Source organism: Terrisporobacter muris (assembly GCF_024621905.1).
GTDB classification, from domain to species: domain Bacteria; phylum Bacillota; class Clostridia; order Peptostreptococcales; family Peptostreptococcaceae; genus Terrisporobacter; species Terrisporobacter muris.
In genome coordinates this window covers 1-16,145 of the sequence record NZ_JANKBY010000053.1, presented here as the reverse complement: position 1 = coordinate 16,145, position 16,145 = coordinate 1, and the positions used below count along the sequence as shown (strand labels likewise).

The window sequence follows — 16,145 nt, the reverse complement described above, 5'->3', positions numbered from 1 at the left end:
TGCATATTAATTTTCATATGTGATTTTAATAAAAATACAATGAGTTAATTACTATTAGTAATTTATGAGAGGAGTTTTACATATGAGTTTATTTGTTTTCGGACATAAAAGTCCTGACACTGATTCAATATGCTCAGCAGTATCATTAGCATATTTAAAAAAACAATTAGGGGTTGAAGCTAAAGCTTATGCTTTAGAAGAACCTAGAAAAGAAGCTAAGTTTGTTTTAGACTACTTCAAGGTAAATGCACCAGAAGTATTACCAGCTGGGGCAATAAAGGGACAAAATGTTGTTTTAGTTGACCACAACGAGGTTGCACAAACTGCAGATGATATAGCAGAAGCTAACTTAGTAGAAGTAATAGATCACCACAAAATAGGATGCCTTTCTACTGACCTTCCAATATCAGTAAGAATAATGCCTGTTGGATGTACTTGTACAATAATCTATAACTTATATAAAGAAAACAACGTAGAAATACCTTATGAAATAGCTGGATTATTATTATCTGCAATATTATCAGATACATTAATATTCAAATCTCCAACTACTACAGAAAAAGATAAAGAAGCTGCTTTAGCATTAGCTGAAATAGCTAAAGTTGACTACGAAAAATACGGAATGGAAATGTTTAAAGCTGGAACTTCTTTAGAAGGATTCTCTATAGAAGAAATAGTAAACATGGACTTCAAAGAATTCGACATGAGTGGCAAAAGAGTTGGTATAGGACAAGTTATGACTTTAGATATAGATGCCGTTTTATCTAAAAAAGAAGAGTTCTTATCTTACATAAATGCAACTGAGTTTGACATGTTAGTTCTTGCTGTAACTGATATAATAAACGAAGGTTCTTATTTAATCTACAAAGGTGAAGATAAAGTAATATCTGAAGCTTTTGGTGTAGATGCTTCTCAAGGTGTATTTGCTGAAGGTGTTGTTTCAAGAAAGAAACAATTAGTACCTAAATTAACTGATGCGGTTAAAAATATATAATCAAAATTGTATAACTAGGAAATAAAAAATGACACAGATTAATCTGTGTCATTTTTTATTTTGAAAGTATTATAGAATAGTACTTTCTTTATAAAATATTTTTCTGCTCATTGTTACAATGGTTTATTCATTCTGGTGTTTGTGTTTATATTTTTAGGATTTACTTTAAATATTGTAAATGATGTAGCACCAGTTGTAAATAGTATTTATTTCTATTTATACCATTTACTACATTTTTTCTACTTCTGGATAGTCTACACCGAACTTTTCAACTGTCATAGTTTTTATTTTTTGATCAGCTTTAGGTCTGTCTCCTCTATCAACTGGAGTATCAGCTATTTCATCTACTACATCCATTCCTTCTATTACTCTACCAAATCCAGCATATTGTCCATCTAGGTGTGGAGAGTTTTTATGCATTATGAAGAATTGAGAACCAGCACTATTTGGCATCATAGTTCTTGCCATAGAGATTACCCCTCTCTCATGTCTTAAGTTGTTAGCGAACCCATTACTATTGAACTCACCTTTTATTGAATATCCTGGCCCACCCATTCCAGTTCCTTGTGGGCATCCACCTTGAATCATGAAACCTCTTATTACTCTGTGGAATATAATTCCATCATAGTAATGGTTATCTATTAAGCTTATAAAGTTATTTACTGTATTTGGAGCTATATGAGGATATAGTTCAACTTTTATAGTTTTTCCATTTTCCATTTCTATAGTTACTATAGGATTTTTATTTTCCATATTTTTACCTTCTTTCTTTAGTTGTTATGTATTTTCATATATTATTATATACTAAGTTGTAAAAAAATAACTACTCTATTATTTTTTTACCATGCTTAAAAACAGTTTAATAAAATATCTGTGGATATCTTAGCATTTCTATCCACAATATCCACATACCTTAAAATTCATTTTTATCCACTATATTACAAAGTTTTTATTTGTACATATAAAAAAAACATTACGTTTTATAATCATATTATCCACATAGTTATCCACTTATCTACAGCTTATCAACATCTTATTCAACCCTTATCCACATTTTCAAAAACAATTTACAGAATTTTTCATCATTATTTTCTTATATTTGATAAAATCCGACAAATGTTTTATATATATTGTAGTGATCTTCTACACTTCCAAGTTCCCTTACAGAATGCATAGATAAAATTGGACTTCCAATATCCACAGAATTAATGTCTAAATGTGTTGATGAAATAGGCCCAATTGTTGATCCACCTCTCTCATCAGATCTATTTACGAATTGTTGATATTTTACTCCACATTTTTCACATATACTTTTGTATATTCCTGCCGAAAAAGCATCACTTGTATATGATTGATTTGCGCTAATTTTTATTACAGGCCCACCACCCATTACTGGTCTATTTGTAGGATCATGTTTTTCAACAATATTAGGATGAAGAGCATGAGCCAAATCTGCCGATATCATAAAAGATGAATAAATAGCTGAAATGAAGTCTTCTCTGTCTTTTTTCAAACTTATACAAATTCGTTCCAATAGGTTTAGTAACATATTGGAATCAGCTCCTTGTTTTGTAGAACTTCCTACCTCTTCATTATCAAATATAGCAACTACATTTATACCTTTTTTACCTTTTGAATCTATTAAAGCATATAAACTAGCATGTGCCATAGACAAGTTATCTAACCTAGAAGAAGATATAAACTCTTCATTTGGACCAATTATGCTTCCTTTTTCATATTCATATAAATATAAATCAAAATCAAGAATATCTTCTTTATTTATATTTAATGCTTTACTTATTTCCTTTAATAGAAACTCATCTTTTTCTAATGTTTCATTTAGTAATCCTACTAGAGGTAGTGTATCTTTTTGTTTGTTAAACTTATAACCATCGTTTACTGTTCTATTCATGTGAATAGCTAAGTTTGGTATTATACAAATTGGTCTATTTATATTAATTATTTCTTCTCTTGGACACAATATATCTTCAGATTTTAATACTACTCTACCTGCAATTGATAATGGTCTATCAAACCAAGTACTTAGTATTGATCCACCGTAGCCTTCAGTATTTAATTTTAAATAAGTATTTTCCACAGTCATTTCTGCATCAGGTTTAATCCTAAATGTAGGTGAATCACTATGAGACCCTATTATTCTAAAGCCTTCTTGCATATTGTCAGAATTTACTACAAAGGCTGTTAAAGAAGATGCATTCTTTGTTATAAAATACTTTCCTCCAACTTTCAGTTGCCATTTCTCATTCATTTTTAATTCTTTAAATCCATTTTTCATTAGTAAATCTTTACTAGTTTTTACTGCATTAAATGCAGTTGGACTATTATAAATATAATCTATTAAATTCTCGGCAAATTGTTTTTTCATAGCTCCTCCTATTAAACTAAGTCTAAAGTTGTATATTCTTTATTTATAGTTTTTATACCCTGATTATCGAATGCTATAGTAACATCTGGACCTTTTAAGGCAACTACTGTCCCTAGCCCAAACTTAGGATGATGTACCTTAGCACCAAGTTTCAAGTCGTCTATGTTGCTTTCATTTGATGTATTTTTTATAGTTGCATTTGCTTTTTTAGCTGCTTCAACCTTGTTCATATTATTCATCTTGTATTTTTGAGTATATTTATCAAGTATATTATAATTAGCTTTTGAAAAAGATAATTCTTTTTGTTCTTTATTTAATCTTTCTATACACTCATCTGGCAACTCTTCTATAAATCTAGATGCGATTGAAGGATTAGTTCTACCATATAGAGTTCTCTTTCTTGTCAATGTTAAGAATAATTCTTCCTTTGCCCTAGTTATTCCAACGTAACAAAGCCTTCTTTCTTCTTCTATATCGCTATCTTTCATAGATTGAATAGCCCTAGAAATTGGGAATATTTTTTCCTCCATTCCTGCTAAAAATACAACCGGGAATTCAAGACCTTTTGATGAATGTATAGTCATTAATGAAACTCTATCTTCTTCTTCTTCTTCATTATCTGGTTCTGCATTAAGTGCAACATTTGTTAGGAATGATTCTAAACTCTTATCATCACTTGAACTCTCAAACTCTAGAGCAACTGATATAAGTTCTTGTAAGTTTTCTAATCTATCTTCCCCTTCATTGTTCTTTTCTTTTAACAATTCATCCTTATATCCTGTTATATCTAATACTTTTTCAATTACTTGGCTAACAGTATATATTCCTGTAAAACTTCTTAGTGTGGACATTAAATCTACAAATTCACTTATACTTGCTCTAGCTTTTCTCGATATATCTGAGTTATCTTCTATATCAATAAGTACGGAATAAATACTTTCTTCTTTTAAACTAGCTCTGTCTTCTATTTTTTCTATAGTTCTAAGTCCTATACCACGTCTAGGAACATTAATTATTCTTTTTAAAGATACATCATCCTGAGGATTTTGTATTACTCTAAGATAAGCTATAATATCCTTTATTTCTTTCCTTTCATAGAATTTTATACCACCATAAATATTGTATGGTATCCCCGCTCTATTTAAAGCATCTTCCACAGAACGAGCTTGGGCATTGGCTCTATATAAAACTGCAAAATCTTTGTAATCTCTATCTTCATATCTTTTCATATATGAAATAGTATTTATTATGAAATCACCTTCTTCAATTTCATTTTCTGCCAATTGAATTTTTATTAGCTGCCCTTCCTTTTTATCACTCCAAAGTCTTTTTCTTTTTCTTTCTGTATTATTAGCAATAACATGGTTAGCTGCATCCAATATTACTTGTGTTGACCTGTAGTTTTGCTCAAGTTTTACTATTTTAACATTATCATAATCTCTTTCGAATTCAAGAATGTTTCTTATGTCAGCGCCTCTCCAACCATAAATACTTTGATCATCATCTCCAACAACACAAATATTTTGATGTTGCTTAGCTAATAATTTTATTAACTCATATTGAGCTTTACTTGTATCTTGATATTCATCGACCATTATGTATCTAAATTTATTTCTATAAAAGTCTAATACATCTGGACATTCTTTAAATAACTCAACTGTTTTCATTATTAAATCATCAAAGTCTAGTGCACTATTTCTTTTTAAACGATCTTGATATAGGGCATATATTTCCCCTACTTTTGTTTTAGATATATCTCCTTCATTTAATTTTAAATACTTTTTAGGAGAATATAGTTTATCCTTTGCATTAGATATGCAACTTAATACATATTTAGGGTCAAAGGCTTTATCACTAATGTCCAACTCTCTCATACAGTCTTTAATTAAAGTTACTTGGTCTGGACTATCATATATAACGAAACTTCTGTTATAACCTATTTTATTTATACTTTTTCTAAGGATACGAACACAGCAAGAGTGGAATGTTGTAATCCACATTTCTTTAGTATCGGTTCCTTCCAAAGTTTCTTCTACCCTTTCCCTCATCTCATTGGCAGCCTTATTAGTAAATGTTATTGCTAATATATTTTCGGCTTTAACATCCTTATCTTCCATAAGATATCCTATTCTAGTAGTTAAAACTCTAGTCTTTCCTGACCCAGCTCCAGCAAGTATTAATACAGCGCCTTCTGTATTCTCTACTGCTTCTCTCTGAGCGGGATTTAATTTTTCTATTATATCTGAAATCATATATATCCTCCTATAATGCTCATATAAATATATTTTAATCTAATTCTGATTTTTCTTCAAATTTCATAATACTATAATAATTCCCATGAATAAATTATAAAATACTATTCCTCAAAAAAAGGCCTTAGGACTTTGGAGAATCCTAAGGCATAGGTTAAGGGTTATTCTATTTTCAAACTATTTTGAAATAAAATAGGTTGAGGGCAATTTAAAATTCACTTCGATCATATAAATGAAATAGCTTCGTTACCACTTTAAGCCACTATGTGAGCGCTATGATAATATAATTTCATTATATGTAAAAAGTGCCTAACTTCAAGTTAGGCACAATATCTTCAAATAAAAATTTTTATTAAGATATTTCTCCTTCCCCGAAGAAATGGCTTTATATTATAGGCAGGTCTCCTGGCTCTGCTTCATCCTACTTCTTTTCCTTCCCATGTTTTCCACAGTGGTTAAAAGTTTCGTCCACATTACAGTAGCGGGGGCTGCAAAGGTATCTCACCTTTTTCCCTATTAATCTTAAACAAGAACCTAAAATATTTTAATTAATTTAATTTTGAACTAATATAATTATAGCACATAAATAAAATAATTTGTTATTTTTTACCAAATATTTCGATATATGTTTTCCTAAAATATTTTAATTTTTTATTATTTTCTTCAAATACATAGCAACAATATCTGCAAATCTTTCTATATCCTTAGTATAAATAAAGTCTTTGCCATAAATCATTTTTTCTGCATCTAAATCGCTTTCTTTGCCAGTAAAAACTCCCAGTACAAGTATACCTTGCTTTCTTGCTTTTCTAACTTCTAAAGCTGTGTCTTTCACTCCAATAATACCTTTATATGATGCTTCTCCTCTTAAACTTCTAGATCTATCTTTCCCAATTTTCACATCATTAGGCTTTCCATCACTAAGAACTATAAGAATTTTATTTTCTTCTTCTCTTTCTATTAAATCATCACAAGTTGCCTTTATTGCTAGTCCATCTCTATTATTTCCTGCTGAAAAATATTCGAATATATTTTCACAAGAATTAATATCATCGTTATAATTTCTATATCGTTTCAATATGGTGTAATCTAAAAAACTTAGATATCCCATAACCCTATTTGGAATACCTACAGAAGTTAATGCCATAGCAATTATATATGCTTGTATAGCCACATTAAATTGATTTCTACTTTGTGAGCCGCTGGCATCTAGCAATATATCTATTACATATTTTCCTTTTTCATTTCGTATATCTTTATAAAATACTTTGGTATTATTACTTCTTCCTATTCTCCATGCCCTATTGGCACAAATAGTTCCTCCATCAGAATAAATTCTATCAATAGCACTTTCTTCTACTAATATTCTTGATATACTTTCCTTTAGTTTATTAATGCTTCTTTTATGTAATTTAATATTATCTCTATATTTATATAAATTATTTTCTTTTTGCCTAGTAACATATTTTAGTTGAAAAGCATTGTTACATTCACTACGCAATACTCCATCTGTGAAGTGAATTCTACATCCCTCATGAATACCTCTACAGTGTTTAGTTTCAAATTTTTTCACTTCACTTTCACTCAAAAAAGTTTTTCCATAGTAATATCCTACCTTGTCGTAAATTTTTTGAGCCATAACTTCATCCACATAAATTATCCTATTTGGTGATTTTTCTAAATCTCCATAGCCCATTTCACCTAAATTTTCAACTAACATAGAATTACTTATATTATTAATTTCACTTTCTATAGTTTCTGTTTCTTCATCCATATATAACTCTTCATACATAAAATCTGAAAAAGTATCAAAATCTACATTTACATTTTCTATATCTTTCTCAATTACTTGAGAATTTTCCATTTGAGAGTTCATTATAACTTCAAAATAAGTTAAATAAATTTCATCCAGCCTTTTTAATATAGTCATTAAATCATCATTACAATCAATAGCCTTTATATCTCTAATTATTCTTCTAGTTAAACCATCCACTACAGGATGCCTGTCCATAGCTTGAAGAATAAAAGTATACCTTAATGTCTGTAATATATCTTCCTTATGAATTTTACTATAATTCACAAGTACATCTTTGTAAGCTTTGCTTCTTATTTCTGCTACACCTGGTCTCTCATTTATTACCTTATCTTCTACTATAGAGTTAAGAACTAGCTCAATTAAGGTATATAATATATCCTTATTATAGGATTTTTTTATTCTACTCATTAGGTATTTTTTTATTATATCCCAATCCAAGTACTTCCTTCTTGCTCCAGCAATTATACCAAAATATAAAGAAACATCCTTAGATGAATAATCTTTTTCACTGGAGTCTATATCTTCATCATACATACCAGAAACAGTCCAAGCCAAGTTATTTACTCTATTTTCAAACTCATAATTGTTATATATCCAATTAGTATTCACACTCATGCTCTCACCTACTTTAGGTTATTTTAAATTAGGAAATATATCTTTGCTTTCCCATTTTTCTGGTATTCTTGTTCTAATAATATCCTCAACAATTTCTTTTTCATAAATATCAAAAGTCTTTCCTGTAAGACCCATATTTATAGCAAGAGTTGGTCTAAGTCCTCTTTTAATAGTTTTTAAAGCTCCTATTAATCCTCTTAAATCTATTGCTTTTGTAGATATTTCTCCATTTTGTGATTTTAATTGTAAGTCCAAGAAAATTCCTGCAAATTGGTTTAGCTTTTCTGAATCTGTGCAAGGAAACTCTCTTTGCAATATCATCATTAATTTATCTTCATTTACTGCTGGTATATCTATTACTAAAAATCTAGAAACTAAAGCTTCGTTTAATTCCTTTGTTCCTGCATATTCATAATTCATAGTGCCTATAAATCTAGTAGCCGGATGAAGATTTATTCTTTCATATCCAGGCACATCTATAACCCTTCTATAGTCTAATGCCGAGTGGACCACAACTATGGCATCATTTTTTGCCATGTTTATTTCATCAAAAACTCCAAAACCACCATGAAGCGCACATTCATATACAGATCCCCTTCTAAGTTTTACTTCATTATCAATGAAAGTATCTGTTCCAATTAGTGATGAACTGTCTGTATTTATATGAAAGGACGTATTCCACTGTGGTCTCCCGAATATCTCTGATAAATTATCTGAAAGTAAGTTTTTACCCGTAGCCTTTGGTCCAGATAGTAATATATTTTCTTCTTCTAAAATAGCAGATATGCACATAGACAATATATCTTCTCCAATATAGAATGCTGGTGATTTTGTTACTCTATGCTCCACTTCTTTATCGACTTTAAATTCTTTTCTAAAATGTAATACATCCTCTATAAGAGAATCACTTACCCCTTGAATTTTTAAGTTTTCTATTATATCCATAATAATCTCCTTTTGTAAGTAATACTTGTTATTATTATATCCTTTTAATTTGTTTTCTAATTAAAACTATTTAGTTTTTGCACTTAATAAAAGTATAGTATATTTGTTTAAAATTAAGTAATGTTTTTAGTATTTTATATAAAATCAAAGGTTATAAAATTAAATTTCTCACCTTTAACTAATTACAAATATTTTTTTAGTACTTCTATACCTTTATTTATTTCATCATATGTAATTACTAATTGCGGCAGAATTCTTATAACATTTTCATCTGTTTTTAAGAATAGTACTCCTTCTTCAATACACTTATCTATTATATCTGGTGCATTAACATTTAGCTCTACACCTATCATAATACCTTTTCCCCTTACCTCGATAACCTTATGACTATTAATATTTTTGATGTAATTCATTATATATTTTCCCTTAAATTCAGCTTCTTCATAAAAACCTGGTGTTTCTATTTCATCAAAAACTACTGATACTGCTGTCATTGCAATGTATTTCCTCCAAAAGTTAAACCATGATCTCCTGGATGTAGCATATCACTTGTTTTTTTATTCGTTAAAACTCCACTTATCAGAAGCCCCGCTCCTATACCCTTATCAAGAGCTACTATATCAGGTTGTAAATTATAATGATTATAAGCAGATAATTTTCCAACTTCTTCCTATACTACATTGAACTTCATCAAATATAACAAGAATATCTTTTTCATGACAAATTTTTATTACTTCTTTTAATAATCCTGGCACGTCGGTAAGTAGTATTAATTTTTATGCTTTCAATTCCTTTGCTATGGCTGATGCTGCCAAATCACCGTTAATATTATAAGAATTCCCATACTCATCCACAAAAGCCTAATGCATTTCCACCTTTGCTATTTATTTTTAAAACAAAATCCTTATTAACCTTTCCTGAGAGAACCATTTAAACCACTTCCATAGTATCTTCATCTGTATATCTAAGAACGTTTATAAATTCTTTTTTCATATTTAATTTATCTAAAACTGCATTAATTTCTTTTCCTCCACCATGAACTAAAACCACATTTATTCACACATAGCTCATCAGTATGATATCTTCCATAACAGAATCTTTTAATCTATCATTTTGCATTGCTGAACCACCGTATTTTACTACCATGGTTTTACCACTATATTTTTCTATATATGGTAAGCTTTAAACTAAAATTTTAGCTTTCTCATCATTAATCATTTTTTAACTCCATAACTTCCATTTATTCTTACATACTCATAAGTCAAATCACATCCCCAGGCAGTTGACCTTTCTTAACCCATATGTTGTACCTCATCTTTTAATCTAAAATCCGCAACTTTCTTTCTTTTTTAATACATCTATTACAAATTTTTCACTAACTCCATGTGGTAGAGCCATAAATAAAAAATCACAATTATCTATGACTTTTTCATTTTCCATACACTTAATTTTATAATTTTCTCCTAAATTAGAATAAATATCATTTATATATTCATCAATAAATAAATTTGCCCCTAGAGCACTTATTTCAACATCAGAATGATTTGATAGCAACCTTATAAGTTTCACTCCAACATACCCAGTAGCTGCTATAATTCCAACTTTCATTTTATCCATTTATATTTCTCCTTATTTATTTACATTAAAAAAGCCTCTCAGTAAAATTACTAAGAGGCGAAAATCCGCGGTACCACTCTAATTAACAAAACTCACTATGTTCGTATCGGCAACGATATATCCTCGTTACCACTTCAGATAAATCCTTTGATCAAAATTCGCTTCGTATAATACTCTTTGTCTAACAAATAAGTTCTATTCACTCTATCTTTTAAGGCAAGATTACCTATTATGCTACTATCTTCTTCACTGGATTTACATATTTTGTATTTATTAATGAATAATATACGTATTTTAAACACCTGTCAATATTTTTTGATTATTTTTCTAACTTTTTATTTGCTTATAAATTTCATTTCTAATTTTACTAAATATCTTATGATATAATAAACATAATATGACTCATATTATAATTAAATAAAAATTTTAAATTAATTGAAAGGATTACATATGAAAAGTTTTAAATTATATCCAGAGATACTTACTTTTGATAAGTGCGAAGAATTTTGTTCAAAATTCAATATAAATAAAAATGATCTAATAATAACAAATGAGTATATCTATAAACCATTTTTTGAGGCCTTCATTAAAGACGCCACTATAATATATAGAAGAGATTTTGGTAGTGGTGAACCTAGTGATGTAATGGTTGAAAAAATTTATAATCAAGTCAAAAATATTGATTATAAAAGAGTTATAGGAATCGGTGGCGGAAGTATATTAGATGTAGCCAAACTTTTTGCTTTAGAACAAATCACACCAGTATGTGACTTATTCGAAAAGAAATTTGAGCCTGTTAAAAATAAAGAATTAATACTTATTCCAACAACCTGTGGTACTGGTAGTGAAGTTACTAATATATCTGTTCTTCATTTAAGCTCAATTAATAGTAAGTTAGGTCTTGCCCATGATGAAATTCTTGCTGACTATGCTGTATTAATACCAGAATTATTAAAGGTATTACCATTTAAAGTTTTTGCTGCCAGCTCAATTGATGCTCTTATTCATGCAATTGAATCTTTTGTATCTCCAAAGGCTTCTGTTTTCACGGAAATGTACTCTGTAGAATCTATGAAAATGATTTTAAATGGATTTAAAAATATTGTAGTTAATCGAAAAGATGACTTAAATAATCTTCTATATGATTTCTTAATTGCTAGTACTTATGCAGGTATCGCTTTTGGTAACGCAGGAACTGGTGCTGTTCACGCAATGAGTTATCCTTTAGGTTCAGTTTATCATGTCCCTCATGGAGAAGCTAATTATGTTTGCTTTACAGAAATATTTAAAACATATAAAAAATTAAATCCAAATGGAAAAATTAAAAGACTTAATAATATTTTAGTAGAAATTCTTAATTGTTCTGAAGAAGAGGTCTTTGAAGAGTTAGAGAAACTACTTTACAAAATACTTCCAAAGAAATCTTTAAAAGGATATGGAGCCACTGAAGAAGATTTGCTACTTTTCACAGACAATGTGCTTACTAAACAAGGAAGACTCATGTCAAATGCTTATGTTACCTTAGACAGAGATACTATTTATAATATTTATAAAACTTTATATTAAAAAATAAGAACCTAGCCACGTGGCTAGGTTCTTATTTTTTAGAAACGTAGTTGCCTGAAGCGACGCAAAGGTATCTCGTTGGCGACATGAGCGAATCGAATTTTTTATAATTCAAAATAAGTCTTATCATTTAATTTATTAATTACAGCAAAATTATTATCTACTTCTATTTCAGTGATAGAGCAATTATCTATTCTAAAATTCCAATGATATTTATAATCATCACACAATAAATAAGAAATTATATTTCTAATTGTACCTCCATGAGAACAAATGAGTACAGTTGAATTTTCATTATCACTTATTATTTTCTTCACTTCATGTCTTACCCTTATAAAAGTATCTACTAAACTTTCACCATTAGGATACTTGTATTCAAATCCTTCTTTTATCATTTTTTCTATTTCTTCTGGGTATTCCTTTTCTATTCCTTTAAACGAGAGACCTTCAAAATCACCAAAATTTATTTCATTCAATTGACTTCTCTCTTCAATTTGAATATTCTTAATTTCAGCCAATTTTTTAACTGTTTCTTTAGTTCTAGAAAAAGGCGTTGTATATATTCTATCTATATTTTCATCTTTTAAATATTGCGTAAGCTTATTAGCTTGCTCATTACCTTCTTCACTTAATTTGCTATCTGTAAGCCCAGAAAAAGCTCCTCCTTCATTACAAATAGTTGTACCATGCCTCACTAAAATTAACTTTATCATTTCATCACCTTAAATCAGAATAACTATATAGGAAAATAATAAAAATATTAACTCTCCTAGTTCAATAGTACATCCTAATATATCTCCTGTTACACCATCAATTTTCTTATAAATATGATTTTTAAATAAATAATCAAATATCATTACCACCACAATAGATAGCAGTAGTATTATAATATTAAAATCAGTAGATAAAAATATAAACTTACTAATAGCTACAATAATCACAATAGTATATACTATGGCAGTTATAAACATACCTAAAGTTGCCTTCCCAATAAATATGTTACCCATACCAACTTTCCTTGGTGTGACAGTCTTGTAAAGCATAATTATAACTCCCAAGCGAGATATCATAGGCATAAATATTATCAAATACATAAGGTTACTATTGATTGCAGAATTTAATAATCCTATTTTTATTAATACTAAAAATAGGATTGCTAAAAGAGAGTTTGTTCCCAGCCTAGAATCTTTCATTATTTCCAACATTCTATCTTTATCTCTATTACTATATATGGCATCAAAGGTATCTCCTAAGCCATCAATATGTAAACCACCCGTTAATATAACCTCTCCTGCAACAATAAGTATTGATGTTATAAATGGATCAAATATTCTAATTGCTAAACTTCCTATAAAAAAAGAAATCAATCCTATGACAAATCCAACTAGTGGAAAATATACTATAGATTTGTGGAACTCTTCATCAAATCCTATATCTGCTTTAATAGGTATTCTAGTCATAAATTGTAGTAATCCTATAAATCTTTTCATAATTATCCCTTCACTTTCATAGGAATTCCACTTACAACAAAATAAACCTCATCACTATATTTACTTATTAATTGATTAGCTCTACCAACAAAATCTCCATAGATTCTAGACAATTTATTTTCTGGTACAATTCCCATTCCAACTTCATTAGTTACTATTACAAAATATAAATTTGTTTGCTTAACAGCTTCTAGTAATTTATTTATTTGATCTTTTATATAGTTTTCCAATTCATTTAATTCTTCAGAAGTAGCTTCATCTACTTCTATTCCATAAGTAAACATCAAATTATTAACCATAAGAGTAACACAGTCCATTATTACTGTGTCATGAGTTTTATCCAATTCTTCCACTATTGAATATATATCTTTATATATTTCATAGGTCTTCCATTCTTTTGGTCTACTTTCTTGGTGTTTTTTTACTCTATTTTTCATTTCGTCATCAAATGCTATCGATGTGGCAATATATGCCGTTTTATTATTCTGTTTTATACAAAGAGATTCTGCAAAATTGCTTTTTCCTGATCTTGCTCCCCCTGTAACTAAAATGATATTGCTCATAAATGTTCTCCTTTAGATATTTATCTTCCCATATCTATTTCATCAAATGTCGCCATATTTTTATATACATAATTTGCAGCTTCAATTATGTTAAAAGATAATGCTGCTCCACTTCCTTCTCCTAATCTCATATCCATATCTAAGAATGGTTGTAACCCCATAATATCTAGTGCTTTTTTTGTCCCTGGTTCTGCAGATAAATGAGATGCTATCATATAATCCTTTGTATTTGAATTAATATGATAAGCTAACAGTGCTGCTGCATAAGATATAAATCCATCTAATACAACAGGTATTCTATTGGCTGCACACCCTAAAATCACACCTGCCATAGCGCCTATTTCGAATCCACCCACCTTAGATAAAACATCTACTGCATCTTTTGGATTAGGTTTATTAAGCTCTATAGATTTTCTTATTACTTCGGCTTTGTGTTTAATCAATTCTTTCTTTAAACCTGCACCTATACCAGTAATCTCTTCTGGATCATAATTTCCAAAAACTGAAACTATAGCTGTAGATGGTGTAGTATTTGCTATTCCCATTTCTCCTATACCAATTAATGTATAGTCATCTTGTATACATTTTTCTGCCATTTCAATTCCTATAGATATACACTGTTCAGCTTCTAATCTAGTCATAGCAGGTCCTTTTGCCATGTTAGATGTTCCTTTTCTTATTTTATAGTCAACTACACCTTCTATTTTTTCATCACAATTTATTCCTACATCAACTGCTAATACATCTGCTCCTACAAATTTTGAAATTGTTCCCACACCATTTATTTTTTTAGGGAAGTTTTGAAATTGTAATATAGTAATATTTTGAGGATCTGGTGCTACTCCTTCTTCGTAAACTCCATGATCTGCTCCGAAAGCTATTATAACTTTTTTTGATGTATCAAAATATTTTCTACCATATATCCCAGCCAGTTGGGCACAAATATTCTCCATCTTACCTAAGCTTCCTGTAGGTTTTATAAGTCTATTTAATCTCTCTTCTGCTTGTTTTATATATTTCTCTTCTAATGGATAAATATTTCTTGATATACTTTCTATTAAATTCACTGTTGCTATCCCCCTTATATTTTTTGTTTTTGTAATTTATTTAAAATGTCTCTTATTTATTATGTTTCATACAATAATTATATTGTTATATATAAAAACTATCTAGTATTTTGTGTATTTTTTAAACATTTCTTGGAATCATAGGTATTTTTATCTGATAGAATAGTATCTCTTTATAATCAAAAAATATAAGTAGATAAATATATTTAAGGAGATGATTGAATGGAAAATTTCAATGATTTAAAGAACCTATATGAAGATGGTTATAGATGTATTTATCAAGATGGAACTGAAGGTAATAGAAATATATATCTGAAAAATTTCGATGAAGAAAAATCTAAAGTAGTAAATCTTCAGGATGAAAATGAATTTTCTCAGTTCCAAGATTATATTAGTGGTTTAAGAATGTCATAATAAAAGGGAGCATAAGCTCCCCTTTATTATTTTAAAACAAATTGACATAATAATATATATTTTTATAACTCAATATATAATTTTTACTATTAATCTTTAATAAAACATAATTAGATGGTTACAATATCTTCTATTTGGTAGTCACTATTTGTTTAATAAGTTCTAGAAGCTCTTTTCTATCAACTTCTAGATTCTTCTTTTTCTCCTTATACTCTTGAAAGTTAACAACTTTTGACATAGTTTTCTTCATAAACTCACTTCCCAACTAAGATTATTAGCTTATATAAGTAATTCTAGGTTATTTTGTTTTTTCCTCTTAATTATTTAATATTTTCCGTAAAATTTATTAGATTCCTAATCTATAAAATCATAAATTGTAGAATTATTTGTTATTTTATTATTTCCTAATTATTTTAATTC

The 16,145-nt window shown here is 28.8% G+C and carries 13 protein-coding genes, 1 pseudogene and 1 riboswitch; of the genes and pseudogenes, 3 read left to right on the top strand and 11 right to left on the bottom strand.

The window, feature by feature from the left end:
- The first annotated feature begins 82 nt into the window (after positions 1–82).
- Entirely contained in the window at positions 83–994 is a 912-nt protein-coding gene (locus tag NSA58_RS06310) for a manganese-dependent inorganic pyrophosphatase (RefSeq protein WP_039680417.1), read from the top strand.
- 228 nt (positions 995–1,222) lie between these two features.
- Here NSA58_RS06310 and NSA58_RS06305 read toward each other — a convergent pair whose 3' ends face one another.
- From NSA58_RS06305 to NSA58_RS06270, 7 genes and pseudogenes are all read right to left on the bottom strand, one after another.
- Positions 1,223–1,747, bottom strand: a complete 525-nt coding sequence (locus tag NSA58_RS06305; RefSeq protein ID WP_039680418.1) for a peptidylprolyl isomerase — start codon at positions 1,745–1,747, stop codon at positions 1,223–1,225.
- Between the two features lie 340 nt (positions 1,748–2,087).
- Positions 2,088–3,380: a M18 family aminopeptidase gene (locus NSA58_RS06300; protein ID WP_039680419.1), complete on the bottom strand. Its 1,293-nt coding sequence runs from the start codon at positions 3,378–3,380 to the stop codon at positions 2,088–2,090.
- Positions 3,381–3,391: 11 nt separating this feature from the next.
- On the bottom strand, positions 3,392–5,632 hold the full coding sequence (pcrA, locus tag NSA58_RS06295; RefSeq protein WP_039680420.1) for a DNA helicase PcrA: 2,241 nt from the start codon (positions 5,630–5,632) through the stop codon (positions 3,392–3,394).
- 378 nt (positions 5,633–6,010) lie between these two features.
- Positions 6,011–6,185: riboswitch (cobalamin riboswitch) on the bottom strand.
- 90 nt (positions 6,186–6,275) lie between these two features.
- Positions 6,276–8,063: a VWA domain-containing protein gene (locus tag NSA58_RS06290; protein WP_074080061.1), complete on the bottom strand. Its 1,788-nt coding sequence runs from the start codon at positions 8,061–8,063 to the stop codon at positions 6,276–6,278.
- Positions 8,064–8,081: 18 nt separating this feature from the next.
- Positions 8,082–9,008, bottom strand: a complete 927-nt coding sequence (locus NSA58_RS06285) for an AAA family ATPase (RefSeq protein ID WP_039680422.1) — start codon at positions 9,006–9,008, stop codon at positions 8,082–8,084.
- A gap of 182 nt (positions 9,009–9,190) precedes the next feature.
- Positions 9,191–9,627 (bottom strand): annotated as a pseudogene (locus NSA58_RS06280) (aminotransferase class III-fold pyridoxal phosphate-dependent enzyme).
- A 704-nt stretch (positions 9,628–10,331) separates the two neighbouring features.
- Positions 10,332–10,625, bottom strand: coding sequence for a hypothetical protein (locus NSA58_RS06270; RefSeq protein ID WP_039680423.1), 294 nt, complete (start codon positions 10,623–10,625; stop codon positions 10,332–10,334).
- Positions 10,626–11,075: 450 nt separating this feature from the next.
- Here NSA58_RS06270 and NSA58_RS06265 point away from each other — a divergent pair, with 450 nt between their 5' ends.
- A complete protein-coding gene (locus tag NSA58_RS06265; RefSeq protein WP_039680424.1) occupies positions 11,076–12,191 on the top strand; it encodes a 4-hydroxybutyrate dehydrogenase in 1,116 nt (371 codons plus the stop codon).
- 104 nt (positions 12,192–12,295) lie between these two features.
- Here NSA58_RS06265 and NSA58_RS06260 read toward each other — a convergent pair whose 3' ends face one another.
- Genes NSA58_RS06260 through cobT form a run of 4 tightly spaced genes read right to left on the bottom strand, consistent with a single transcriptional unit; the run spans position 12,296 to position 15,311 of the window.
- Positions 12,296–12,904, bottom strand: coding sequence for a histidine phosphatase family protein (locus tag NSA58_RS06260; protein WP_039680425.1), 609 nt, complete (start codon positions 12,902–12,904; stop codon positions 12,296–12,298).
- Between the two features lie 9 nt (positions 12,905–12,913).
- On the bottom strand, positions 12,914–13,681 hold the full coding sequence (cobS, locus tag NSA58_RS06255) for an adenosylcobinamide-GDP ribazoletransferase (RefSeq protein ID WP_074080058.1): 768 nt from the start codon (positions 13,679–13,681) through the stop codon (positions 12,914–12,916).
- A 2-nt stretch (positions 13,682–13,683) separates the two neighbouring features.
- Positions 13,684–14,244, bottom strand: coding sequence for a bifunctional adenosylcobinamide kinase/adenosylcobinamide-phosphate guanylyltransferase (gene cobU, locus NSA58_RS06250; protein WP_039680427.1), 561 nt, complete (start codon positions 14,242–14,244; stop codon positions 13,684–13,686).
- A gap of 20 nt (positions 14,245–14,264) precedes the next feature.
- On the bottom strand, positions 14,265–15,311 hold the full coding sequence (cobT, locus tag NSA58_RS06245) for a nicotinate-nucleotide--dimethylbenzimidazole phosphoribosyltransferase (protein ID WP_039680428.1): 1,047 nt from the start codon (positions 15,309–15,311) through the stop codon (positions 14,265–14,267).
- Positions 15,312–15,533: 222 nt separating this feature from the next.
- Here cobT and NSA58_RS06240 point away from each other — a divergent pair, with 222 nt between their 5' ends.
- Positions 15,534–15,725 carry a hypothetical protein gene (locus NSA58_RS06240; RefSeq protein WP_039680429.1) on the top strand — a complete coding sequence of 64 codons (192 nt, stop codon included), beginning with the start codon at positions 15,534–15,536 and terminating at the stop codon, positions 15,723–15,725.
- The last annotated feature ends 420 nt before the right edge of the window (positions 15,726–16,145 follow it).